Source organism: Actinosynnema sp. NPDC059797 (genome assembly GCF_042732085.1).
Classification (GTDB): domain Bacteria; phylum Actinomycetota; class Actinomycetes; order Mycobacteriales; family Pseudonocardiaceae; genus Actinosynnema.
In genome coordinates, this window is the sequence record NZ_JBHWIE010000069.1 from 1 (window position 1) to 22,872 (window position 22,872).

22 protein-coding genes and 1 pseudogene are annotated in these 22,872 nt (G+C 73.6%); 12 read left to right on the top strand and 11 right to left on the bottom strand.

Annotation, left to right across the window (positions count from 1 at the left end):
* The 7 genes from ACFV4N_RS18535 to ACFV4N_RS18565 form a co-directional block, all read left to right on the top strand.
* The coding region (locus tag ACFV4N_RS18535) for an ABC transporter ATP-binding protein (RefSeq protein WP_499673771.1) at nt 1-1,393 on the top strand (1,393 nt) is incomplete at its 5' end.
* Nucleotides 1,394-1,425: 32 nt separating this feature from the next.
* On the top strand, nt 1,426-2,661 hold the full coding sequence (locus ACFV4N_RS18540) for a sensor histidine kinase (RefSeq protein ID WP_499673772.1): 1,236 nt from the start codon (nt 1,426-1,428) through the stop codon (nt 2,659-2,661).
* Nucleotides 2,658-3,329, top strand: coding sequence for a response regulator (locus ACFV4N_RS18545; RefSeq protein ID WP_499673773.1), 672 nt, complete (start codon nt 2,658-2,660; stop codon nt 3,327-3,329). Before ACFV4N_RS18540 ends, ACFV4N_RS18545 begins: the two co-directional genes overlap by 4 nt.
* Before the next feature lie 80 nt (nt 3,330-3,409).
* On the top strand, nt 3,410-4,123 hold the full coding sequence (locus tag ACFV4N_RS18550) for an ABC transporter ATP-binding protein (protein WP_499673774.1): 714 nt from the start codon (nt 3,410-3,412) through the stop codon (nt 4,121-4,123).
* On the top strand, nt 4,120-4,911 hold the full coding sequence (locus ACFV4N_RS18555) for a hypothetical protein (RefSeq protein ID WP_499673775.1): 792 nt from the start codon (nt 4,120-4,122) through the stop codon (nt 4,909-4,911). The genes ACFV4N_RS18550 and ACFV4N_RS18555 overlap by 4 nt, the downstream gene beginning before the upstream one ends.
* Nucleotides 4,908-5,660, top strand: a complete 753-nt coding sequence (locus ACFV4N_RS18560; protein WP_499673776.1) for a hypothetical protein — start codon at nt 4,908-4,910, stop codon at nt 5,658-5,660. The genes ACFV4N_RS18555 and ACFV4N_RS18560 overlap by 4 nt, the downstream gene beginning before the upstream one ends.
* Nucleotides 5,661-6,214: 554 nt before the next feature.
* The gene (locus ACFV4N_RS18565) at nt 6,215-6,979 is read left to right on the top strand and encodes an ArsR/SmtB family transcription factor (RefSeq protein ID WP_499673777.1); all 765 of its coding nucleotides are present in this window, start codon (nt 6,215-6,217) and stop codon (nt 6,977-6,979) included.
* Between the two features lie 87 nt (nt 6,980-7,066).
* Here ACFV4N_RS18565 and ACFV4N_RS18570 read toward each other — a convergent pair whose 3' ends face one another.
* Both ACFV4N_RS18570 and ACFV4N_RS18575 read right to left on the bottom strand, forming a co-directional pair.
* Entirely contained in the window at nt 7,067-7,495 is a 429-nt protein-coding gene (locus ACFV4N_RS18570; RefSeq protein WP_499673778.1) for a hypothetical protein, read from the bottom strand.
* A gap of 190 nt (nt 7,496-7,685) precedes the next feature.
* A complete protein-coding gene (locus ACFV4N_RS18575) occupies nt 7,686-8,246 on the bottom strand; it encodes a TetR/AcrR family transcriptional regulator (protein WP_499673779.1) in 561 nt (186 codons plus the stop codon).
* Between the two features lie 110 nt (nt 8,247-8,356).
* Between ACFV4N_RS18575 and ACFV4N_RS18580 the strand changes: the two genes are divergently transcribed.
* Both ACFV4N_RS18580 and ACFV4N_RS18585 read left to right on the top strand, forming a co-directional pair.
* Nucleotides 8,357-9,085 (top strand): MBL fold metallo-hydrolase, encoded by a 729-nt coding sequence (locus ACFV4N_RS18580; protein ID WP_499673780.1) that lies wholly within the window; start codon nt 8,357-8,359, stop codon nt 9,083-9,085.
* Between the two features lie 231 nt (nt 9,086-9,316).
* On the top strand, nt 9,317-10,900 hold the full coding sequence (locus ACFV4N_RS18585) for a tyrosinase family protein (RefSeq protein WP_499673781.1): 1,584 nt from the start codon (nt 9,317-9,319) through the stop codon (nt 10,898-10,900).
* A gap of 22 nt (nt 10,901-10,922) precedes the next feature.
* Here the strand turns inward: ACFV4N_RS18585 and ACFV4N_RS18590 are convergent, their stop codons facing one another.
* Nucleotides 10,923-12,077 (bottom strand): oxygenase MpaB family protein, encoded by a 1,155-nt coding sequence (locus ACFV4N_RS18590; RefSeq protein ID WP_499673782.1) that lies wholly within the window; start codon nt 12,075-12,077, stop codon nt 10,923-10,925.
* Nucleotides 12,078-12,301: 224 nt separating this feature from the next.
* Between ACFV4N_RS18590 and ACFV4N_RS18595 the strand changes: the two genes are divergently transcribed.
* Complete coding sequence (locus tag ACFV4N_RS18595; RefSeq protein WP_499673783.1) at nt 12,302-13,243, top strand: Leg1-related protein; 942 nt, start codon at nt 12,302-12,304, stop codon at nt 13,241-13,243.
* A gap of 164 nt (nt 13,244-13,407) precedes the next feature.
* Nucleotides 13,408-14,277 carry an AraC family transcriptional regulator gene (locus ACFV4N_RS18600; RefSeq protein WP_499673784.1) on the top strand — a complete coding sequence of 290 codons (870 nt, stop codon included), beginning with the start codon at nt 13,408-13,410 and terminating at the stop codon, nt 14,275-14,277.
* Between the two features lie 821 nt (nt 14,278-15,098).
* On the opposite strand, the pseudogene ACFV4N_RS18605 reads toward ACFV4N_RS18600, so the two are convergent.
* The 7 genes and pseudogenes from ACFV4N_RS18605 to ACFV4N_RS18635 form a co-directional block, all read right to left on the bottom strand.
* A pseudogene (locus tag ACFV4N_RS18605) lies at nt 15,099-15,329 on the bottom strand (MerR family transcriptional regulator); the annotation flags it as partial.
* A 60-nt stretch (nt 15,330-15,389) separates the two neighbouring features.
* A complete protein-coding gene (locus ACFV4N_RS18610; RefSeq protein WP_499673785.1) occupies nt 15,390-16,481 on the bottom strand; it encodes a cytochrome P450 family protein in 1,092 nt (363 codons plus the stop codon).
* Nucleotides 16,478-17,854, bottom strand: coding sequence for a cytochrome P450 (locus tag ACFV4N_RS18615; protein WP_499673786.1), 1,377 nt, complete (start codon nt 17,852-17,854; stop codon nt 16,478-16,480). The genes ACFV4N_RS18610 and ACFV4N_RS18615 overlap by 4 nt, the downstream gene beginning before the upstream one ends.
* The gene (locus ACFV4N_RS18620) at nt 17,851-18,447 is read right to left on the bottom strand and encodes a GTP-binding protein (RefSeq protein WP_499673787.1); all 597 of its coding nucleotides are present in this window, start codon (nt 18,445-18,447) and stop codon (nt 17,851-17,853) included. The genes ACFV4N_RS18615 and ACFV4N_RS18620 overlap by 4 nt, the downstream gene beginning before the upstream one ends.
* Nucleotides 18,425-18,778, bottom strand: coding sequence for a DUF742 domain-containing protein (locus tag ACFV4N_RS18625; RefSeq protein ID WP_499673788.1), 354 nt, complete (start codon nt 18,776-18,778; stop codon nt 18,425-18,427). Before ACFV4N_RS18625 ends, ACFV4N_RS18620 begins: the two co-directional genes overlap by 23 nt.
* A complete protein-coding gene (locus ACFV4N_RS18630; RefSeq protein ID WP_499673789.1) occupies nt 18,775-19,173 on the bottom strand; it encodes a roadblock/LC7 domain-containing protein in 399 nt (132 codons plus the stop codon). The genes ACFV4N_RS18625 and ACFV4N_RS18630 overlap by 4 nt, the downstream gene beginning before the upstream one ends.
* Nucleotides 19,170-20,432 carry an ATP-binding protein gene (locus tag ACFV4N_RS18635; protein WP_499673790.1) on the bottom strand — a complete coding sequence of 421 codons (1,263 nt, stop codon included), beginning with the start codon at nt 20,430-20,432 and terminating at the stop codon, nt 19,170-19,172. The genes ACFV4N_RS18630 and ACFV4N_RS18635 overlap by 4 nt, the downstream gene beginning before the upstream one ends.
* 923 nt (nt 20,433-21,355) lie before the next feature.
* On the opposite strand from ACFV4N_RS18635, the gene ACFV4N_RS18640 reads away from it, so the two are divergent.
* On the top strand, nt 21,356-21,583 hold the full coding sequence (locus ACFV4N_RS18640; protein ID WP_499673791.1) for a hypothetical protein: 228 nt from the start codon (nt 21,356-21,358) through the stop codon (nt 21,581-21,583).
* On the opposite strand, the gene ACFV4N_RS18645 is transcribed toward ACFV4N_RS18640, so the two are convergent.
* The gene (locus ACFV4N_RS18645; protein ID WP_499673795.1) at nt 21,560-22,816 is read right to left on the bottom strand and encodes an SLC13 family permease; all 1,257 of its coding nucleotides are present in this window, start codon (nt 22,814-22,816) and stop codon (nt 21,560-21,562) included. The genes ACFV4N_RS18640 and ACFV4N_RS18645 overlap by 24 nt on opposite strands.
* Nucleotides 22,817-22,872 lie beyond the last annotated feature (56 nt).

A 22,872-nucleotide genomic window follows, 5' to 3' on the forward strand; every position in this document is an offset into this window, starting at 1 on the left:
GACCAGGGCGATCCTGAACTCCGGGCTGGTGGAACTCGCGGGCAGCGCCGTGACCGTGCTGGTGTCGGTCGTGATGATGGCCTTCATCGACCCGGTGCTGTTCGGCCTGGCGGTCGTGGTGGTCGCCCTGGTCTTCGTCGCGGTGTTCCTCATCGGCAAGCGGACCCGCCCGTCGGGCCTGCGGCTCCAGACGGCCCTGGGCGAGCTGTCCGACTCGCTCTCGCGGGGGCTGGGCGCGATCAGGACGATCAGGGCGACCAGGGCCGGCCGGCGCGAGGCGGACGCGACGGTCGCCAAGGCCGCCCGCGCCCTCCACGAGGGGCTGACCGTCGCCCGGCTGCGGGCGGTGATCCAGACGTTCACCGGCGTCGCCGTGCAGGTCCTGCTGATCGCGGTCGTCGGCGTGGGCGCGCTGCGGGTCGCGGCCGGCGCGATGACCGTCGGCGAGTTGAGCGCGTTCCTCATGTACCTGCTGCTCATGGCGGCGCCGATCAGCCTGTTCGGCGCCATCGTCTCGCTGCTCGGCGAGGCGTTCGGCGCCCTGTCCCGGATCTCCGAGCTCCGGGCGCTGCGGCCCGAGCGGGACGTCGAGCGGCCGGGCGCGGGCGGCGCGGCCACCCGGGACGACGGCGTGCTGTTCCGCTTCGAGGACGTCTGGTTCACCTACGCGCACGAGTCCGGCGGGCAGGCGTTGAAGGGCGTGTCCCTGGACATCCGCGCCGGCGTGACCACGGCCGTCGTCGGTCCGTCCGGCGCGGGCAAGACGACCCTGTTCTCGCTGCTGGAGCGGTTCTACGAGCCGACCGGCGGCCGGCTGCTGTACCGCGGTCGGGACGTGGCGGGCCTGTCCCGCGACGACCTCCGGTCGCGGATCGCCTACGTGGAGCAGGACGCGCCGGCCCTGTCCGGGACCGTGCTGGACAACCTGGTCCTGGCCGCGCCGTCGGCGACGGAGGACGAGTGCGCGGCCGCGCTGGTCGAGGTCAACCTCGTGCCGGACGTCGACTCCGGCCGCCGGTACCTGCGCCAGCCGGTCGGCGAGGTCGGGTCCCGGCTCAGCGGCGGCGAGCGCCAGCGCCTCGCCATCGCCCGCGCCCTCATCGCCCGGTCACCGGTCCTGCTGCTGGACGAGGTGACCTCGAACCTCGACGGCCGCAACGAGCGCCTGGTCCAGGAGCTGGTCGGCTCGGCGGGCGGCGAGCGGACCGTCGTGGTCATCGCGCACCGGCTCTCGACCGTCGCGGCGGCGGACGACATCGTGGTGCTCGACGCCGGCCGGGTGGTGGCCAGGGGCACGCACCCGGAACTGCTGGAGCGCTCGCCGCTCTACCGGGAACTGGCGCAGCACCAGCTGCTGCACGACCGGGCGGACGAGGTGGTCGCGCCTCGATGACGGGCGATGACCGAGCGTGCTCAAATGGACACGTGACGACCCAGTCGGCGCCGGACCGCCGCCGGCGCTCGCGGGACCACCTGCCGCGGGTGGTCGACGCCGCCGCCGGGGCGGCGGTGGTCGGCGTGTTCTGGGCGCCGGGCCTGGTGGCGGGCGCGCCCGGCCCCCGCGCGTGGGTCGGCGCGGCCCTCGCCGGCGTCCTCCTCGTCGCGGTGGTCGGCCGGTGGCGGTCGCCGGGGATCGCCACCGCGGCGGCCGCGGCGGCCACCTTCGGCGGCGCGCTGGTCGGGGTGGGCGCCGACCCGATGCTGGCGACCGCGTGGTGCCTGCACGCCCTCGCGGTCGAGCGGGCCGCGCGGACCCGGGTCCTCACGCTCCTGCTGATGGGCGGGGGCACGGTGCTCGCGCTGGTGACGGCCGTGCCCCAGCAGGTCGGGCAGGGGCAGCGGGCGGTGCTCGCGGTGGCCGCGCTGGGCGTCGCCTGGCTGCTCGGCACGTCCGAGGGGCGGCGGTTGGAGGCGGCGCGCGAAGCCGAGCGCGCCCGGGGCGCGGAACGCGAGACCCGCACGCAACTGGCGGTCGCGCGCGAGGTGCACGACGTGGTGGGGCACGCCCTGGCCGTGATCGGCGCCGAGGCCGGGGTGAGCCGTGCGCTCCCCGACGCCGGGGAGGACGAGCTGCGCCGGTCCCTGGCCGACGTCGAGCGGCACGCGCGGTCGGCCCTGACCGAGGTCCAGGCGCTGGTCCGGTCGTTGCGGGTGCCGGACGGCGAGGGGCGGGCGCCGGACGGCGGCGGATGGGTGCCGGACGGCGAGGGGCGGGCGCCGGACGGCGGCGGATGGGCGCCGGATGGCGGGGGGCGGGAGCCGGACGAGGGCGGACCCGCGCCCCAGCTGTCCCGGCTGGCCGAGCTGATCGCGGCGGTGCGCGCCGCCGGCGTCCGCGTGGAGGCGCGGCTCGACGTGGCGGGGCCGGTCGGGCAGCCGGTGAGCGCGGCGGCCTTCCGGATCACGCAGGAGGCGCTGAGCAACGTCGTGCGGCACGCGCCGGGGGCGTCGTGCGCGGTGGACGTCCGCGTGGAGGGCGGCGCGGTGGTCACCCGCGTGCACGACGACGGCCCGGGGCTCGCGGAGGGCGTCGCGCCGGGGTCCGGCCTGCGCGGGATGCGCGAGCGGGCGGCCTCGGTCGGCGGGGACGTCGTGTGGCGCAACCGGGATGGCGGCGGGTTCGAGGTGGAGGCGCGGCTCCCGGTGGGGGGCGCCCCGTGAGCACCGCCCGCCCGATCGGCGTGTTCCTGGCAGACGACGACCCGGGCTTCCGCCGCGCCTACGCGAAGCTGTTCGCCCGCGTCGAGGGCTTCTCCCTGGTCGGGGAGGCCGGCGAGGGGCGGGAGGCGACGCGCCTGATCCGGGCGCTGCGGCCGGACGTGGCCCTGGTCGACGTGCAGATGCCCGGCGGCAGCGGGCTGGAGGTCGCGCGGGAGGTGCTGGCGGGCGACCTCCCGACCCGGGTGGTCGTGCTGACCACGTTCGACCTCGACGAGTACGTGACCGAGGCGCTGCGGCTGGGCGCGTCGGGCTTCCTGCTGAAGAACGCCTCGACGGACGAGGTGCTGCGGGCGGTGCGCGCGGTGCACGCCGGGCACGCGGCGCTGGCGCCCGAGGTCACCGCCCGGCTCGTGCGGCGGTTCGCCGAGGACGCCCCGGCGCCGGACCGCCACGCGTTCGCCGACCGGGTGCTCAGCGAGCGGGAGCTCCAGGTGATCCGGCTGGTCGCGAAGGGGTTCTCCAACGTGCGCATCGCCGGCGAGCTGCACCTGAGCCACGAGACCGTGCGCACCTACCTCAAGCGGCTGTTCGCCAAGCTCGACGTCAACGACCGCACCCAGCTCGCGGTCCTCGCGCACGAGGCGGGTCTGCTGCGCGAGCCGCGCTGAGGTGTCCACATCCGGGGGACGCGGGCCCGGTCGCCGGCGCAGCAGACTCGTGCCGTGGACGACCTGATGGCAGGTGCGCCGTGATCGAGGTGTCGGGGCTGACCAAGCGCTTCGGCGCCAAGGAGGCCGTGCGCGGGGTGACCTTCACGGCCGAACCGGGCCGGGTGACCGCCTTCCTCGGCCCGAACGGCGCGGGCAAGTCCAGCACGCTGCGCATCCTGCTGGGCCTCGACCGCGCCACCTCGGGGACCGCGCTGATCGGCGGCAGGCGCTACGTCGACCTGCGCGAGCCGCTGCGCACGGTGGGCGCGCTCATCGACGGCGCGGGGCCGGTGCCCGAGCGCCGGGCGGCGGACCACCTGAGGTGGATCGCCCAGAGCAACCGGGTGCCCCGCCGGCGGATCGCCGAGGTGCTCGACGTCGTCGGCCTCACCGACGCGGCGAAGGTGCGGGTGGGCAGGTACTCGCTCGGCATGAAGCAGCGGCTGGGCCTCGCCGCCGCGCTGCTCGCCGAACCGGACGTCCTCGTCCTGGACGAGCCGGTCAACGGCCTCGACCCGGAGGGCATCCGGTCGGTGCGCACCCTGCTGCGCGACTACGCGGCGACCGGTCGCACGGTGCTGCTGTCCAGCCACCTCATGGGCGAGACCGCCGACACCGCGGACGACGTCGTGATCATCGACCAGGGGCGGGTGGTCGTCCGGGGCGCGCTGGACGAGGTGGTGGCCGGCCACGCCTCCCTGGAGGACGCGTTCTTCGCCCGCACCGGGCGCCAGGTCGGGCGGGGCTGGTGAGCGCGGTGTCGCCGGTCCTGCGCTCGGAGCTGACCAAGCTGCTCACCTCGCCCAGGGTGTGGGCCGTCACCGCCGTCGTGCTCGCCCTCCAGTCGCTCGCCCTCGCGCAGCCGCTGGGCCTGGTGTCCGACGCCGTCGCCCGCATCACCCCCGACGGCGTCATCGAGGTCTTCCGCGGCGAGCCGGAGCCCGCCGAGCAGGCGATCCTCGGCCTGATGGCCGGGTTCTGCCTGCAGAGCGGGCTGTTCCTGCCCCTGGTCGCGGCGGTCATCGGCGGCCAGGAGTTCCGCAACGGCCAGCTCGGCCTGAGCCTGCTCTCGGTGCCCCGCCGGGGCGTCCTGGTGGCGGGCAAGGCCGTCGTGGTCGCGCTGTACGCGCTGGCGCTGGCCGTGGTCCTGGTCGCGCTGTCCACGTTCTTCCTGTACCTGGCGGTGAAGGACTGGAACCCCGGTCTGCTGTTCGGCGCCGAGGCGCTGGGCGTCCACCTGCGCTTCATCGCGTTCGCCGTGCTGTTCTCCCTCACCACGCTGGCGGTCACGCTGCTCGCGCGCAGCACCCTGGTCGGGGTGGTGGTGACGATCGCGCTGGTGCTGGTCACCATGAGCCAGGTGTTCGCGCCGGACGTGGACGCGCTGCTCCCGATGGGCGCGGCCAGGAACCTCCTGCTCGACCCCGGCGCCGACGCCCTCGCCGCGGGTCCGGGGCACGGCCTCGCGGTCCTCGCGGGGTGGGCGGTGGCGGCCGTCGCGGTGGCCGCGCTGGCGATCGGCCGGAGGGACGCGCGATGACGCGGACCGAGGTGCGCGCGCGGACCGGGCAGGTCGGGCTGCGGGACGGCGTGCGGGCCGAGCTGACGAAGCTCCGCACGCTGCCCGTCGTGTGGGCGGCGCTGGCCGGCGTCGTCGTGGTGAACACCGCGCTCGGCGTCGTCGTCGCCGCGGACGCGCTGCGGATCGCCGGCGCGGACGGCGGTGGCGTGCCGATCGAGCGGTTCGGCACCCTCCTGCTCGCACCGGTGTACCTGTTCCTGGTCATCCCGGTGTTCGCCTCGGGGAGCGAGTACCGGAACGGCCAGCTCCGGGTGACGCTGGCGGCCACGCCCCGGCGCGGGGAGCTGTTCGCGGCCAAGCTCGTGGTGACGACGGCCGCCGTGCTCGTCGCGGCGGTGGTGGCGCTCGTCCCAGGGCACCTCGCCCGCCACGCCGGCGCCGGCGCCGCCACCGGCGAGCTGCTCCTCCGGATCGCCGTCTACGCGGCGCTGGGCCTGATCGGCTTCGGCTCCGGCTTCGTCGCGAAGGGGGTCGCCACACCACTGGCCGTGCTGTTCGCGCTGCCCGTGGCCGTGTCGCCCGCGCTCCGGGGCGGGTACCCGGAGGTGGTCCGCTTCCTCCCCCACGAGGTGAGCCTCAGCCTGCTGCGCGCCCCGGCCTCGCCGGACACGGCGTTGGCGCCGGGCGTGGCGGCGGTCGTGCTGGCCGCGTGGGTGGTGGTGTTCCTGGTGGCGGGGGTGGTGAGCCTGGTGCGCCGGGACAGCTGAGGCCGGCGGCGGGCGCGCCGTCGACACCCCGCCCGGACCCGTTCCGCGCCACCGGTGGTCCACGATCCGACCGGTGGGGTTCGAACGCGGTCTTTTTCCCCGCCGCGCGTCGCGGTTCGCCATTCCCGAGCCGGCCCGTATTCGGGTGATATTGGCGCCGTGCTACCGGAAGTGCTAAATTGGTGGCGGCCGGTCGAAGCCGTTCGGGGGACGCGCTGCCGGATGTGTCGCCAGTCTTGCGAAGGATTCCCGTGGAACGGGTGGGTGGGCGGGGGTATTTCCGCCCCTGGTCCTTCCGCGTGCTGTATCGCCGAGTGCGGCGTCCCCCTTCGGATCGGGTTCACGCGTGTTCTGTCGCACGCTTTCGGGCGAACCCGGCCGGTGCAGGAGGAGTTGGAGCCAGGGGGGCTGCTTTGCAGAGGATCCATTTCACGGTCGAGGATTTGACCAAATTGCGCTTGACGACCACCGTGGGGCCGGTGGCGGAAGCGTTCTTCGCGTCGCGGGTGCTGCACGAAGGGGGAAATGCGCCTTTTCGGGGTTGGGTGCGACGGGTGCGCCGGGACCTGGGCAGACGGGCACCGGGCAGACGGGCGGCGGCGCCGGTCGCCGCCGCGGCCGGCCTGGAGGACCTGCGCGGGCCGCTGGAGCGCGGCGTCCTCTTCGGCGGCGGGGGACCGGGGGAGGGGTCGGCGCGGCAGCGGGTCGCCCCGGCGGTGCTCGACCTGTGCCGGGTGGGGGTGCTGCCGTACTGGCCGAACATCCTCCGCCACCTGCGCGCCGAGCGGGAGGGGCGCAGCCGCGTCGCGATGAACCGGGGCGTCGAGCTGCTGTTGAGCACGCTGCACCCGAAGGCCGACTGGACGGCGCCGGTGCTGGAGGTCCCGGGCGGACCGGAGCGGGACGTGCACCTCGACGGCAGGGGGCTGGTGCTGGTCCCGTCGCTGTTCCTGACCGGGCGGTGCGCCGTGCTGCTCGACCCGGTGGGCGCGGACCGGCCGGTGCTGGTCTTCGCCGCCACGCCGGACGTGGAGCAGGCCGCGCACCTGTGGCGGGTGGGCGGCGGCGGGAACAACGCGCTGGGCGCGTTGATGGGGCAGACCCGGGCGGCGGCGCTGCAGGCCCTGGCCGAGAGCTGCACCACCGGTGAGCTGGCCGAGCGGTTGGGCATCTCGTCGGCCGGCGCGAGCCAGCACGCGTCGGTGCTCAGGCAGGCGGGGCTGATCACCACGCGGCGCAACCGCCACGCCGTGCTGCACACGCTCACCTCGCTGGGCGCGGCCCTGCTGGACGGCGACGGCACGGCGGTGCCCGCCTGACGGGGCGGGATGCGCCCGCGGTCCCGCCCCGGTGCGTCCACCGGGGCGGGCCGGTCACGCGGTCACGCGGTCACGGGGGTCACCCGGTCACACGCAGGAGTGCCCGATGACCTGCGGCTGCTCGAAGGGGTTGTCCGGGTCCACGTAGCTGACCAGGTGGACGCAGAGGTGGTCGATGGCCGGGGTGGTCTGCGGGTAGACGTTGAGGTCCTGCCAGGTGTCGCCGGCGTTGACCCACCTCGCCTCCTGCGGGTTGCTGTGCGCCACGCCACCGGCGAACACGGTGATGTCCGCGAACACGTACCGGCGGTCGGCGCAGTCGACCGTCCAGCCGACCTCCCTGGCCGCCGGGTCGAGGTGGATGTCCGTGGTGACGCAGCCGGCGCTCGCCCGTAACCCGTCGGTGCCGCCGGTGTTCGCGGACGCCGGGACCGCCGCGGCGGTGAGCGCGCCGACGGCGGCGGCCACGACGGCGAGGGCCCGGAAGGTGCGATCGCGGTTGGTGGAACTCCGCACGGTGCCTCCACTACAAGATTGGTCTGGACCTCTCGAGTCTGTCGAGCGGGCGCCGGCGCGCCTACCGCCGTCCGGGCGCGTCCGCCGTCACAGTTCGGCGGCCTTGCCAACGGCGAGTTCCCTGTGGCATGGGATCGCCCTGTCCACAGTGGACTCGTCAATCGCGCGCCGCCGGTTCGGGCGTCCGGGTTCACGCCTTCGCGAGCGAGTCGGCGAGCCGGGCGATCCCGTACTCGAAGGCGCGCTCGACGTCCCCGCCCAGGTTGAACGCCTCCGCCAGCTCCATGCTGACGAAGCCGTGCGCCCAGGCCGTGATCGTCCGCGCCGCCTCCAGCGCCTCGTCGGGCCCGGCCAGGTCCGAGGCGACCCGCAGGACGGGCGCCGCCGCCGCGGCGAACGAGCCGACGTCCGGCCTGCTCGCCGGCGGGACGGCGGCGAAGACCAGGTGGTAGCGGGCCGGGTGGGCGTGCGCGAACGCCCGGAACGCCCGGCACAGCCGGCCCAGGTCCGCGCGGGCGTCGCCGCTGGGCGCCACCGCGTCGAGCTGCTCGCCCAGGTCGCGGGCGGTGGCCTCGGTGACCAGCCGGACGAGGTCGTCGCGGCTGCGCACCCGCTTGTAGAGCGACGGCGCCCGCACGCCGACGCGCACGGCGACCGCCTGCATGGTCAGGTTCGCGAGCCCTTCCTCCTCCACGATGTCCCAGGCCGCTCCGACGATGTCCGCGAGCGAGGTCCGTTCGGGTGTGGGCATCCGTCCTCCTCCGACCGGTGGTGTCGCCTTCATCATAGCTATGGACCATAGCCATGATGGCTATGTACCGTAGCCATCAACACCGGCCTCCTCGAAGGGAAGGCGCAACCGTGAAGCTCGGCAACCACCTGCACCGCGTGGGCAACGACATCGTCGCGGTCCACCTGGTCGTGACCGACGAGGGCATCACCGTCATCGACGCCGGGCTCCCCGGCCACTGGCGCGAGCTGACCGCCGAACTGGCCGCGCTGGGCCGCTCCGTCGACGACATCCGCGGCGTCGTCCTCACCCACGGCGACACCGACCACCTCGGCTTCGCCGAACGCCTCCGCCGCGACCACGGCGTCCCGGTGCACGTCCACGCCGCCGACGCCGCCCGGTCGCGCGGCGAGGTGAAGACCAAACCCGCCCCGGGGCCCGTGAAGCTCGGCGCGGCGGCCCGCTTCCTCGGGTACGCGGCGCGCAAGGGCGGCCTGCGCACCACCTACCTCACGGAGGTCGTGGAGGTGGCGGACGGCGACGTCCTCGACCTGCCGGGCGCGCCGCGCGTCATCGGGATGCCCGGCCACTCGCCCGGCAGCGTCGCCGTCCACGTGCCCGTCGCCGACGCCGTCTTCGCGGGCGACGCCCTCACCACCCGCCACGTCCTGACCGGGCGGCGCGGTCCCCAGCCGGCGCCGTTCACCGACGAGCCGGAGCAGGCCCTCGCCTCCCTCGACCGCCTGGCCCACCTCCGGGCGGGACTGCTGATCCCGGGCCACGGCGCCCCCTGGGACGGCGGGGTCGACGAGGCGGTCCACCTGATCAGGGCGGCGGCCGCCGGCTCCGCGGGCCGCTGAAGGGCGCAGCTCCTCCCGAACGCCGCCCGTCACCGACGGTGAACCGGCGACGGGAGCCATTTCACCGCCGAGGTGGGGAATTCACTCGGTCAGGGAGGGCTGGTTCGGTCCTGTGGATCGGCCGACCGGCGCGGTCTAGAAAGGGGGGAGCGTCGAATTCCCAGGCCGCCGGGAGGTAGTGAGATGTCGGGAGCGCCGCCGCGGATCGTGAAGAGAAAGAGCGTCACCGATTTGTCCGAGGACGAAACGGACCAGCTCGTTCTCGCGTGGCAGGGAATCCAGGAGCTCGACCCGTCGGATGAGAACTCGTTCTTCAGGCTGGGCGGGTTCCACGGGGAGCCCTTCCGGGGCGCCGGCTGGGGGACGAGCGCCTACTGGGGCGGCTACTGCAACCACGGCAACGTCCTGTTCCCCACGTGGCACCGCCTCTACCTGCTCAAGCTCGAGAACGCGCTGCGCGGCATCGAGGGCTGCGAGGACGTGCGCCTCCCCTACTGGGACGAAACCGGCGCCGCGACCCGGGAGCACGGCGTCCCCGAGATCTTCACCAAGAAGGACTATACCTTCAGTGACGGCCGAACCATCCCGAACCCCCTCTACTCCTACACGTTCCAACAGGCGATCGTCGACCACCTCGCCCCGGTGCCCGACGCGAACTACAGCAAGCCCGTCGGTTACGAGACCGTGCGCTACCCGCTCTCCGGCCTGGTGGGCACCGATGAGGACAGGAAGGCGACCGAGAAGCACAACGACAAGTACCGGGACGAAGCGGTCAGCCTGTTGAACAAGAACGTCGTCGCCTGGCTGACGCGCGGTTTCCAGGGCGAGGGGCGAAGGCGGGGCCCCATCCACCAGCAGTACGTCGACTGCCTGTACGCGCCCAACTACACGGTCTTCTCCAACACCACCTCGGCCGCCGCCTGGAACGACACCCACCCGCCCGTCGTGCCCCTGGAGAGCCCGCACAACTCCATGCACCTCGCGGTCGGCGGGTTCGACCTGCCCCACCAGAACTTCTCGACCATCCGCGGCGCCAACGGGGACATGGGGGAGAACGACACGGCCGGCTTCGACCCGATCTTCTACTTCCACCACTGCTTCGTCGACCTCGTGTTCTGGCTGTGGCAGAAGAAGCACGGCGCGACGACCGGGCTGGAGATCATGCCCGAGTACCCCGGGACCAACACCGTGGACAACCAGGGGCCGACCCCCGGCGTCGCGCCCAACGCGTGGCTCACCGACACCTCGCCCCTGGACCCGTGGAAGAAGGCCGACGGGACCCCGTACACCTCGCGGGACTGCGTCGACATCACCCGGCTCGGCTACGACTACGACTACGACGGCGAACTGGCGCACCTGCCCGACCGCCGCGACGCGGACGCCGCCCCGACCCGGGCGATCCACGTCCGGGGCATCGACCGCACGAAGGTCAAGGGCTCCTTCCTCATCTCCGCGGTGGCCGAGGTCGACGGCGAGCAGCACCACCTCGGCACCGAGGCGGTCCTCAGCCGCTGGCACGTGGAAGGGTGCGCCAACTGCCAAAACCACCTGCGGTCCTCCGCGGTCATCCCGCTGCCGCCCGACCTGGTCGGGTCGGACGGCGAACGAGCCCTCGCCGCGGACGGCGGCGTCACCCTGAAGGTCCAGCTCCGCACCCACGAGCCCACCCCGGTAGAGGGGCCCCACACCCTGACGCGGACCGACGCCGGAACGCTCGCGACGCCCCGGACCCTCGCCGTCGACGAGACCGAGGCCCCGGTCCCCTTCTACGCCGAGGTGCGCCCCATCCCCACCGACGGGCGGACCGACGCCTGACCCGGGGGCCGGGGGTCGCGGGTCACCCCGGCGTGCCGGCGGGCTTCGCCTCGGGGACCGGTGAGCGCCCCTCGGCCTCCCACCGCTCGCGGAGGTCGGCGGGGATGCTGAGGGTGGTGGACTGGCCGTTGGTGAGGTTGCGGACGCTGCCGCCGAGCAGCAGGGCGCCGGCGCGGTCGAGGATGGTGGTGGCCAGGGCGCTGGTGTCCTCGGAGCGCTCCAGCGCGCGCATCAGGCGGGTGCCCGCGTTCACCACCCGACCCCAGCCGCGCGAGTCGGGCACCCGCATCCAGTCGGCCACCTCGGGGTTGACGACCTGCCGCACCATCGCGGCCACGATCCCGTCGAAGACCTTGCCGGGGAACAGCTTCTCGTACAGGTCCAGCAGGTGGCGGGTGAGCACCACGCCCTCGTCCGAGGGGCCGTAAGAGGTCTCGACCAGCGCCGCGCTCAACTCGCACGCGTCCTCGACCGACTCCGGCAGGGCCTCGACGGGGATGCCGAGCATGGCCCCGGCCACGCGCCACACGTAGTAGTAGTCGGCGGCCTCGGTGTCGGTGATCGAGATGCCGATGCGGCGCATGCCCTCGATCACCTGGACGGAGAAGATCAGCAGCGCGCCGACCATGTCCTGCTGGCAGATCGGGACGCCGTCGGCGGCCACGTCCCAGCGGCCGGAGGCGGTGAGGAAGTGGCGGACGGCGGCGTGGATCAGGCGGGTCTTCTGGATGGTGGGCACGAACGACCCGCCCGAGCCGAAGGCGTCGCGGCCCATCATGTTCATCACGAACTGCGAGGTCTCAGACAGCCTCCGGTGGGGCTGGTTGAGGCCGTGGGTGAGGGTGAGGGCCCGGGAGGCGCGGGGTTGGGCGTAGCAGTTGACCATCGCGCCGAAGGTGAGCACCGAGGCCACGTGCACGCCGTCGTCGACGAAGAACTCGTAGGCCCGTGCCAGCCGCTCGGGGTCCGCCCACGCGGGCGGGTCGTCGGTGGCCACCAGGAACCGCCGCACCGAGCCCGGCAGCTGCTCGGGCACGGGTTGGTCGTTGGCGCGGAAGTGCTCCAGCACCTCGTTGACCGCGCCGACGCGGCCGGTGGCGACCAGGTCGGCGATCACGGCGTCGGCGAGCGGGTCGCCTTGGAACTTCAGGGCCTCGAAGGCGGCTGTGTCGATCACCGGGACAACCCTTCACTGGTGGGTGACCACCACCTCACCCTTGGTGCACCCAATTTACTAGAACACGTTCCGGTGAAGCGCAAGGCGGTTGTCTCTACTCGCTGTATGCGAACCGCAGAAAAAGGGGCACGAACGACTGAGAAAAAATTCTTAAGGGTGACTATGTGGCCACTCGTTCGGTTCTTGGTGGACACCGGCCGTGGGTCCTGCGGAGAATCCGGGTCATGGCCCACCCCGAGGAGTTGGCGGACCTGGACCTGTACGAGGTCTGGACGACGGCCGAAGACCCGGAGGGGGCGTTCGACCCGTTCCGCTTCGAGCAGCGGATGGCCGCCTACCGGATGATGATCGACAACACCAACCCCGGGGACCGGTTCGGCGCGGACAACCGCGACAACCCGTTGTGGGGCTTGATGTTCCAGCTCCAGTGGCAGTTCCGCACCGGCAGGCTCCACCCCGGCGGCCGGCGGGACGGCCGGATCGACCCCGACGCGCCGTGGGGCTACGGCAACTACGCGCTCAGCGCCATCCCGTGGCTGGCGGCCGCCGAGGTCGGGGTGGTGCCCGCCCTGCCGGTCGCCGACCCGCCGACGCCTTCCCGGTTCCGGTACGCGACCGGCGGGGTCGTGCCCGGCGAACTCGTCCCCGCGGTGGCCGACTGGCGCGCCTACTTCGCGCTGGTGCGCGGCAGCGGGTCGGCCGACGCGGAACCGGTGCGCCTCGCCCTGTGGAAGGCGCACAAGGCGTCCCTGGACGTGGTGGCCGGCGCGCTCGCCGGCGCGGAGACCGGACCGTGGCCCGAGCTGGAGGTCTCGTTCCTGCGCGGCTGGTGCCGGATGGTCGACTACCTGTGGGCGGCGGCCTGGCCGACCGACTTCGGCTCCATGACCGCGCACGGCCTCGACGTGCTGCCCGAATCGCTGCTCGTCACGCCCGAGGACGTGGGCGCGCTGCCGGCCAAGGCCCGCCGCAACGTCGCCAACGTCCTCCGGCTGGCGACCACCCCGGGGTGGCGCTACCGCCTCGACCTGGCGCTGTGGAAGCGGGTCATGCGCACCCGCGAGGCCCGCGACCGGGTGCTGCCGCTGCTCGACGCGGTGTTCGACCCGGGGCCGCACAACGCCGCCGAGCGCCGCGCGCTGCTCGGGTACCTGCTGCGCCCCTGACCGGGACCGCGCGCCCCCTCCCGGCGCTCTCCCGCGCCCTGACCTGCGTCTCCCTCCCGCGGGTCGCCCCCGCCCCGGCGTAAGGTCGACCGATCGGACCGGTCCGCGACGATCGGGCGCGGCCGGGGTGCGGTCGGCCAGGGTTGACGTCGGAAGGAGGCCTCATGATCTCGGCACTCAACCGGCTGGTGGACCTGGTCGAGGAGCACCTCGGCGAGGAGGTCGACGTCGACGGGCTGGCCAGGGCGCTCGGCACCACCGAGTACCACCTGCGCCGGATGTTCTCGTCGCTGGCGGGCATGCCGCTGTCGGAGTACGTGCGCCGGCGCCGCATGACCGTCGCCGCCGCCGACGTGGTGCGCGGCGAGGACGACCTGCTCGGCATCGCGGTCCGCCACGGCTACGGCTCGACCGAGGCGTTCGGGCGCGCGTTCCGGGCCGTGCACGGCGCGAGCCCCGGTGACGTCCGCCGTGACGGAGGCCCCCTTCGCGCACAACCGCACGTCAGGTTCCGCCTGACCGTCGAAGGGAGCACACCCATGGACACCCGCCTGGTCACCCGACCCGCGTTCCGGCTCGTCGGCCACGCCACCCGCGTCCCGCTCATCCACCACGGCGTCAACCCGCACATCCAGCGGCACGTCGCCTCCCTGCCACCGGAGGAGCACGCCCGGCTCAAGGCCCTCGGCCAGGCCGAGCCGGCAGGGCTGCTGCAGGTCTGCGACGACGTCGACCCCGACGCCGCGGAGGGCACCGAGCTGACCTACCTGCACGGCGTCGCCGTCCCCGGGGACGCGCCGACCCCGGACGACCTCGACGCCGTCGAGGCGGCGGCCGGCACGTGGGCGGTCTTCCGCACCTCCGGGCCCTACCCGCAGGCCCTGCAGGCGGCCTGGGCCGCCACCGCCACCGAGTGGTTCCCGTCCAACCCGTGGCGCCTGCGGCCGGGGCCCTCGATCGTCGCGGTCCTGGAGCGCGCGGACGACTTCAGCACCGCGACCTGCGAGCTGTGGCTGCCCGTCGAACCTGCGTGACGGGACGTCGAGCAGCGGCGGGGCTCCGCCGAGGTGAGGGCGGCGGCGACCCACCGCTCGCTCTCCGCCGCCTCCCGCGGGTCCGGTTGCGGCGTCCCGTTGATGGTGGCCATCAGCGACGTGTAGGTGCCCAGCAGGTCGGTGAACCCGGACACGGCGCTTTCGGCGTGCCGGTAGGACGGGCTGGTGGTGTCGGGGGAGGCCACGGAGCGCCGCAGCTCGGCGAGGCCCTCCTCGTCGAGCGGCTGCCCGGTGGTCCCGGCGGTGAGGTCGGCGATCGACGCCACCAGGCGTTCGGCGATCTCCCGCGCCCGCGGCGAGTCCGGGGGCAACCCGGCCCGCTGCGCCTCCCAGGCCTCCACCTCGACCAGCCGGTGCCGCTCGATCAGCTCCATCATCGGCGGCGCGGTCAGCTCGAGCGCCCGGGGGTTGGAGAAGGCGTTGTGGAAGAAGTCGCGGACCGAGCGGCGGAACTCCTCGTCCCGCACCAGGCCGGCCAGCTCGATCCAGGCCTGGAGCTGCTCGGTGGTGGGCTCCTCCGGCAGGGTGGGCCGCATCCGGTGCAGGTTCTCCGCGAACGCCGGGTGGACGGTGAGGCCCTCGGTGACCTCGTCCCAGAACCGGTCCAGGAGCCGGTCGCGGTCGTCGTCGGACAGGGAGACGAGGTCGTGCATGAGGGCCACCTTCCCGGTCGCGGTGCGCTGGTTCACGATGGTCAGCAGGACGGCTCGGCGGGCGCGCAGCCGGCGCAGTTGGCGCTCGACGAGCGCGAGGTGGGTGGTGGCCAGGTCGTGCAGGCTGGTCTCGTCGGCCAGCAGCCGGCGGATGTCGTCCAGGCCCGCGCCCAGTTCGCGCAGCGTGCGGACCAGCTCCAGCCGCGCGATGGCGTCCACGTCGTAGAGCCGGTGGCCGGCGTCGGTGAGCCCGGTGGGCGCGATGACCCCGGCGTCGGCGTAGAACCTGATGGCGCTCACGCTCAACCCGGTGCGGCGCGCCACGTCCCCGATCGGGTACAGCTGGTTGTCGTGCATGGCCCCACTCTGGGACCTCATGCGGCTTGAGGCGCAAGCCCCGGCGCCGGCGGTCCTCGCCGGCGCCGGGGCGGCGGACGGCTACTTCAGCTTCACCGGCAGGGACGCGTGGCCGTTGGAGATGAAGGAGTGGCCCGGCTCCAGCTCGTGCGGCGCCACGGCCAGCTCCATGCCCGGGAACCGGGAGAACAGGGCCGGGAGGGCGACCTCCGCCTCCAGCCGGGCCAGGGGCGCGCCCAGGCAGTAGTGGACGCCGTGGCCGAAGGCCAGGTGCGCCTTGTCGGCCCTGGTGACGTCGAACTCGTCGGCCGTCTCGCCGTGGACCGACCTGTCCCGGCCCGCCGCCGCGTACGCGGCCAGGATCGCCTCGCCCCGGCGGATGACGACCCCGTCGCCGATCTCGACGTCCTCCACGGCGTACCGCAGCGGCAGGTTCGCCACCGGGGCCTGCCAGCGCAGGGTCTCCTCGATCACGTCCGGCCAGCCGCTCGTGCCCGCGCGGACCGCCGCGAGCTGCTCCGGGTGGGTCAGCAGGGCGGTGATCGCCTGGTCGAGCAGGTTCACGGTGGTCTCGTAGCCCGCCGAGATCACCAGGATCAGGGTGTCGACGAGCTCGGCCTCCTCCAGCTTCGAGCCGTCGTCCTCGCGCACCGCGATCAGGCCGCTGGTCAGGTCGTCACCGGGGTTCTCCCGCTTCGCCGCGACCAGCTCGTGCATGATCCCGTACAGCCGCACCGTGTTGGCCTGGGCCGCCTCGGCGGTGATCGTGGTGTCGAAGACGCCGTCGACGACCTCCCGCAACCTCGTCCGCGCGTCGTCCGGCACGCCGAACAGCTGGCAGATCACCTCGATCGGGATCGGGTAGGCGAACTTCTCCCGCAGGTCCACCGGCTGCTCCGCCGCGTCCAGCTCGTCCAGCAGCCGGGCGGTGATCCGCTCGATGGCGGGTCGCATCGCCACCACGCGCCGCGCCGTGAACGCCTTGGACACCAGCGAGCGGAGGCGGCGGTGGTCGCTCCCGTACGCGGTGAACATGTTCTGCACCGACACCCACAGGTGCAGCGGCCAGTCCTCGGAGATCTGCCCGGTGCCGTACGCGGACCAGTGCTGTCTCGCGTCCTTCGACACCCTCGGGTCGGCGAGCAGCTCGCGCAGGAGGCCCTGGCTGGTCACCGACCACGCAACAACCTGGCCAGGAAGCTCGACCAGGGTCGCCGGCCCGCGGGCGGCGACGGCTGCGGACTCGGCGTGGATGTCACGGCCGGAGGGGTCGAGGACGATGGGGACGGCTGTACGTTCCAACGGGTTCCTCCAGGTGACTCGTCGGGTTGGACGGGCACGGCTACCGGGGTGAAACGCACGGGGAGCGCGGTGAGCGCGCGGTGGAACGGGCCGGGCCGCCAGACCAGCTCGTCGGCGGGGACGGCCAGGCGCACGTCGGGCAGGGCGTCGAGGATCTTCTCCATCGCCACGGACGCGATCAGGCGGGCGGGCTGCTGGGCGGGGCAGGAGTGGACGCCCGCGCTCCAGGCCAGGTGGGCCCGGTTGCCCGAGCGCTGCTGCTCGCCCAGCGCGGGGTCGTTGTTGGCGGCGGCGAAGCTGATCACCACCGGTTCGGCGGCGGGCAGCCGGACACCGGCGAAGTCGGTGTCCTCGACCGGGTAGCTCGCCGAGTAGTTCGCCATCGGCGGGTCGGTCCACAGCACCTCGTCGAGCGCCTCCTCGACCGGCAGGCTGCCGCCGGAGAGGTCGCCCGCGAACCGGTCGTCGGCCAGCAGCAGCCGGATGGCGTTGGCGATCAGGTTCTGCTGGGGCTCGGTGCCCGCGCCCATGAGCAGCACGAGCTGGTGGATCAGCTCCTCGTCGGTCAGCCGGGCCGGGTGGGCCATCATCCACGAGGGCATGTCCTGGCCGGGGCGCCGCCGCTTGAGCGCGACCAGCTCCAGCATGCACTCCGTCAGCTCGGCGTTGGCCCGCTCCGGGTCCACCAGGTCGAAGATGTTGCGCATGGCGACGACCAGCCGGTCGCCCAGCTGCGGCGGGCAGCCGTAGAGGTGGTTGAAGATCATCAGCGGCAGCAGCTTCGCGTACTCGCCGAGCAGGTCGGCCTCGCCCCTGCCGGCGAACCCCGCGATCAGGTGGTCCGAGGTCTGCTCGACCTGGCCGCGCAGCGAGTTCGGGTCGACCCGGGCGAGGCTGTCGGTGACCACGGCGCGCAGGCGCGCGTGCTGGGAGCCGTCGGTGAACAGGCAGTTCGGCCGGTACATCATCATCGGCAGCACCGGGCAGTCCGGCGGCATCTTCGCCTGCCACCGCCGCGGGTCGCGCGGGAACGCGGTGGGGTTGCGCAGGACGTCCAGCGCGGCGGCGTAGCCCACGACGAGGCTGGCGGGCACGCCGGGGGCCAGCTCGACCGGGACGACCGGCCCGTGCTCCCGCAACGCCCGGTAGGTCGCGGCCGGGTCGGCGGCGAACTCGGGGCCGTGCAGCGGCATCCGGCCGCGGTGTGCGGGACAGGCCTGCCCGGGGGCGGCTTGCGAGGTCACGCGTTCTCCTGGTTGCGGGTGAGCAGGTGCTCGACGAGGGTGATGAGCGCCTGCGTGGACGAGGTCACGTCGCGGGCGTCGCAGAACACCAGCGGTGTTCCGGGGAGCAGGTCCAGCGCGTCCCGCAGCTCCTCGCCGGGGAAGGCGGGCGCGCCGTCGAAGGAGTTGACCGCCACCGCGTACGGGATGTCCAGCTCCTCCAGCAGGCCCATGACCTCGAAGGACTGTTCCAGGCGGCGGGTGTCGGTGAGCACGAGCGCGCCGAGCGCGCCGTGGGCGATGTCCTTCCAGACCCGGGTGAACCGCTGCTGGCCGGGCGCGCCGAACAGGTAGAGCACCAGCTCGTCGCTGAGCGTCAGGCGGCCGAAGTCCAGGGCCACCGTGGTGGTGCTCTTGCCGTTCACCCCGGCGAGGTCGTCGACGAGGGCGCCGGCCTGCGTCATCGTCTCCTCGGTGCGCAGCGGGCGGATTTCCGACAGGGTGCCGACGAAGGTGGTCTTGCCGACCGCGAAGGGTCCCACGACCAGCAGTTTCACCGCCGTCCGCACGGTGTCGCGCAGGTAGACGCCGTCAGAGGCGAGCGCGGAGGCCATCGAGCACGTCCTTCAGCAGCTTCATGTCGGGGAGGGCGGCGTGCGAGACCGCGGCGTGCGTGGCGATGTGGCCGCTGTCGACCAGGTCGGACAGCAGCACCTTGGTCACGCTGATCGGCAGCGAGAGGTGCGCGGCGATCTCGGCCACCGACAGCGCGCCGCCGCGGCACAGCTCCATCAGCCGCTTCTTCTCCGGCGACAGGCCGGCGACCTGTTCCCGGGTGGCGATCACGACCGTGACCGCGTCGAAGGTGTTGCGACTGGCGTGGGCCCGGCCGCCGGTCACCACGTACGGCCGCACGAGCCCCCGCGAGCGCCTGTCGCCGCTCACGCCGGGCTGCCGGTGTCCTGCCGCGGCGGGCTGGTCAGCTCCTTGCCCAGCCGCTGGACCAGCTCCTGGATCCGGAAGGAGACCGCCTCCATGTCCACGCCCGCGGTCGCCGACACGGCCAGGTACGCGCCCGGCCCGGCGGCGGCCAGGAAGACGTAGCCGTCGGTGAACTCGCTGACCGTCTGCTGCCACTCCGCGCTGGTCTGCCCGCAGAACTCGGCCGTGGCGCGGGCCAGCGACTGGAGGGCGGACATCGCGGCGGCGTGCCGTTCCGCGTCGTCCCGGTCGATGCCGGCGGAGTGCGCCATCAGCAGCCCGTCGGCCGACAGCAGGACGGCGTGGCGCGTCTCGGGCATCTTCAGGGCGTCGTCGAGCATCCAGCCCAAGTTGTTCATGCCTGGGTGTTCCCTTCAGCGACAGGCGGGGTGGTGGCCCGGCCCGAGTCGGTACCGCGCTTCCAGGCGGCCAGCCCGGTCGCGATCCGCTGGGTGGGCGGTGCGGTCCCGGCAGGGGGCGGCGGCGCGCCCTGGTCGGCGGTGCGCACCCGCCGTCGCCGGGGCAGGCCGCCGGGGGTGCGCTCGGGCTCCGCGTCGTCGTTGCCGTTCGCGGGCGCGGCCGACCGCTGCTCGGGCGGCAGCGAGACGGCGTTGTCCGGCATGGTGGGCCGGCTGACGTGGGTGAGCAGCTCGGTCGGCAGGAACACCACCGCGCGCACCCCGCCGTAGGGCGAGCGCGTGTCCACGGAGACGCGGAAGCCGTAGCGCTTGGCCAGCACGCCGATGACCGCGAACCCGACCTGCGGCGGGTCGCCGAGCCGGTTGATGTCGCTGGCGCCGTCACCGGACAGCAGCCGGGCCGCGCGGCGCAGCTCCTCGACGGTCATGCCGACACCGCCGTCGTCGACCATCACGACCATGCCGTTGTGCGCCTGCTGGAAGTTGACCTCCACGCTGGTGCTGGGCGGCGAGTGCCGGGCGCCGTTGTCGAGCAGCTCGGCCACGGCCAGCACGACCGGCTCCACCGCGCGGCTGACCACCGCGACGTCGGACTCGGCCGGGACGTTGATCCGCAGGTAGTCCCGGATGCGCGAGGTGGCGCCGCGCACCACGTCGGTCAGCGACGACGCCGACCGCTGCTGGCCCGGCCACGAACCGCAGAGCACCGCCGTGGCCTGGGCCCGCCGGTTCAGCTGGGAGTTCATGTGGTCGATCCGCATCAGGCCGGCGAGCACGTCCGGGTCGTCGTGCCGGTCCTGCATGGCCGAGATCGCGACCTGCTGCTCGTTGGCCAGGCTCTGCACCGCGCGCATCATCGCCTTGAGCGTGGCGCGCGCCGACTGCTCGCCCCGCGCGGTCGCCTGCCGCACGGAGTCGGTGAACAGCGCGAGCACCCGCTCGTGCTCCTCGGCGGCCTCCGGGTGCTTCGGGCCGGGCACCTCGACGGGCCGGTGGCCCAGCGACTCGGCCAGGGCGGGCAGCCGGACCTCGACCAGGTGCCGCTCCTCCTCGGCCCGGTCCCGCGCCAGGGCCTCGGCCCGCTCGACCCGGACCAGCAGCGCACGGGTGGCGCGTCGCTGGCGTACCAGCAGAAACACGGCGATCAGCACGATGGCGAGCAGGAACCAGAACGCCATCGCGAGTGTTTGTTGATCCATCAATTCCTCTGGTGCGGGCGAGCTGCCGGATACCAGTGCGTCAGCAGGCTCTGATCTTTATCACGGGACTTCATCGGACGCCAAGTGGTTGAGGCAGTCTCCCCCTGATGGAGCAACTGCCGTGAAAAGCAATACCATATGTCCACTGTGGACAGTATTGGCGGCCTGGTGAGCGGAGAGTCACGAGTGGCTTGGGCAAGCGCCTTCGGTTATCCGAAACCCGCTGTTCTGCCTGGTCGCGGCGGGGTGTCCGGCGGAATGGCGGCGAAGTGCCGCGGAAAGGGGCGCCCGGGTCCCCGAGTTCGGGTTTGACCGTTGAATACGCGTTCTACCTGGTATTTCGCGGTGCGCTTGATTGGCGGCCCGCGCGAATGCGACTCCGGGCCGAGGGCCTTTCGCCGCCGGCCGGCGCGCTTCAGGCGTCGAGGAACTCGGCGGTGCGGTCGGTCCAGGTCCGCACGTCCCGCGCGGACCTCGCCACGTGCAGGGCCGAGCCGGGGATCAGCTCGTGCAGCCGCTCGGCGGTGGCCACCGGGTGCAGCGGGTCGGTGTCCCAGGCGAGGACCCGGCGAAGTCCATCGGCTCGTCGATCCCCGCGTCGTCCATCACGGCGAGCAGGTCGAGCGTGACGTTCTCGAACGTGTAGTCCGCTCACCGGCCGCCCGGTGCGCCACCCTCGGCCGCCGTCACGCGGACCTCGCCGGAGACGACTCCCCGTCGTTTCCGGCAAGGACCCTGACGCCCCTTCGCGAGATCGACCGGTGTTGATGGCCGAAGCGCGGACGTGCCGCGCTCATCGCGGGGTGACCGGGCAACCAGAGCCGAACCGGTCAGGAATCGAGAAGCGCGGTGCCACCGGCGGTTCCTAGTGTCCTCCGCACCGGGACCGCACCGAGCGCGTCCCACGACCGAGGAGCCGCCGCATGTCCGGGAAGAAGTGGGTCCGCCAACTGCACCGCTGGGTGTCCATCGCCTTCACCGCCACCGTGATCGCCTGTTTCGCCTTCCTCGGCCAGGCGGAGCCCGCGCCCTGGCTGTTCTACCTGCCCCTGCCCCCGCTCACCCTGCTCCTGCTCACCGGCCTCTACCTGTTCACCGCGCCCTACCTGCGCAAGCGCCCCGCCACCTCACCCGCCGACCAGCCGCAGTGACACCCACAGCGCCGCCACGGACAGGAGCAGGCACGCGGGCACGGTCAGCAGCCCCAGCCGGGTGAACTCGCGCAGGTCCACGTCGTGCCCGTGGTGGTGCGCGACCCGCCGCCACAGGAGGGTCGCCAGCGAACCGGCGTAGGTGAGGTTGGGGCCGATGTTCACCCCGATCAGCACCGCCAGCACCGCGCCGGGCCCGGCCGGGGCCACCAGCGGCAGCAGCACCAGCACGGCGGGCAGGTTGTTGATCGCGTTCGCCAGCCCGGCCGCCAGCGCCGCGACGGCCAGCAGCGCCAGCGGTCCGGTCCCGTCGGGGATCAACCGGCCCAGCCACTCCCCGAGGCCGTTGTCCACCACGGCGCGGACCACGACCCCCAGCGCGAGCACGAAAGCCAGGAACGGCAGCGACACCGAGCGCAGGACGGCGGCCGGGCTCGTGCGGCGGCGGGCCAGCGACCGCGCGCCCAGCACCAGCGCACCGGCCGCGGCGACCCAGGCCGGGTCCACGCCGACCGCGGAGGTGAGCACGAAACCGGCCAGCGTCGCCGCGAGCGTCCCCAGCGCGAACAGCGGGACCTCGGGCGGCCCGGCTGCCCGCGGCGCCTCGGCGGGCGCGTCGAGGTCGGCGGCGAAGAACCGGCGGAACACCGCGTACTCGACGGCGATCGCGACCAGCCACGGCGCCGCCATGAGCGCGGTGAACCGGGTGAAGCTCAACCCGCTGGCGGCGAGGGCCAGCAGGTTGGTGAGGTTGGAGACCGGCAGGAGCAGCGAGGCCGTGTTCGCCAGGTGCGCGCAGGCGTACACCGGCGGTTTCGGGCGGATCCCCGCGCGGGCGGCGGTGGCGAACACCACCGGGGTGAGCAGCACGACCGTCGCGTCCAGGCTGAGCACCGCCGTGATCCCCGACGCGAGCGCGAACACGCCGCCCAGCAGCCGCCGGGGTCGCCCGGCCGACCGGCGGGCCAGCCACTCGCCGCACGCCCGGAACAGCCCCTCCCGGTCGCACAGGTGGGCCAGCACCAGCACCGCGGCCAGGAACCCGATCACGGGCGCCAGCCGCCCCACCTCCTCGACCGCGCTCGGCAGCGGGATCGCGCCGACCGCGACGACGAGCACCGCCGCCGGGACCGCGACCGCCGCCTCCGACAGGCCGCGCGGGCGCACCACCGCGCACGCCAGCACCAGCAGGAGCAGCAGCACCGAGACGACCTCCGCCAGCCACGTGCTCAGGGCCGGCCCCCTTCTCCCGTCGACCGCGGCGGTTCCCCGGTTCACCGAATCATGCA

Coding starts and splice junctions, on each gene's coding strand:
- ACFV4N_RS18560 (WP_499673776.1), top strand. CDS start 4,908: ATGACGCGGACCGAGGTGCGCGCGCGGACCGGGCAGGTCGGGCTGCGG.
- ACFV4N_RS18575 (WP_499673779.1), bottom strand. CDS start 8,246: ATGCCCACACCCGAACGGACCTCGCTCGCGGACATCGTCGGAGCGGCC.
- ACFV4N_RS18595 (WP_499673783.1), top strand. CDS start 12,302: ATGGCCCACCCCGAGGAGTTGGCGGACCTGGACCTGTACGAGGTCTGG.
- ACFV4N_RS18600 (WP_499673784.1), top strand. CDS start 13,408: ATGATCTCGGCACTCAACCGGCTGGTGGACCTGGTCGAGGAGCACCTC.
- ACFV4N_RS18620 (WP_499673787.1), bottom strand. CDS start 18,447: ATGGCCTCCGCGCTCGCCTCTGACGGCGTCTACCTGCGCGACACCGTG.
- ACFV4N_RS18630 (WP_499673789.1), bottom strand. CDS start 19,173: ATGAACAACTTGGGCTGGATGCTCGACGACGCCCTGAAGATGCCCGAG.
- ACFV4N_RS18635 (WP_499673790.1), bottom strand. CDS start 20,432: ATGGATCAACAAACACTCGCGATGGCGTTCTGGTTCCTGCTCGCCATC.
- ACFV4N_RS18640 (WP_499673791.1), top strand. CDS start 21,356: ATGTCCGGGAAGAAGTGGGTCCGCCAACTGCACCGCTGGGTGTCCATC.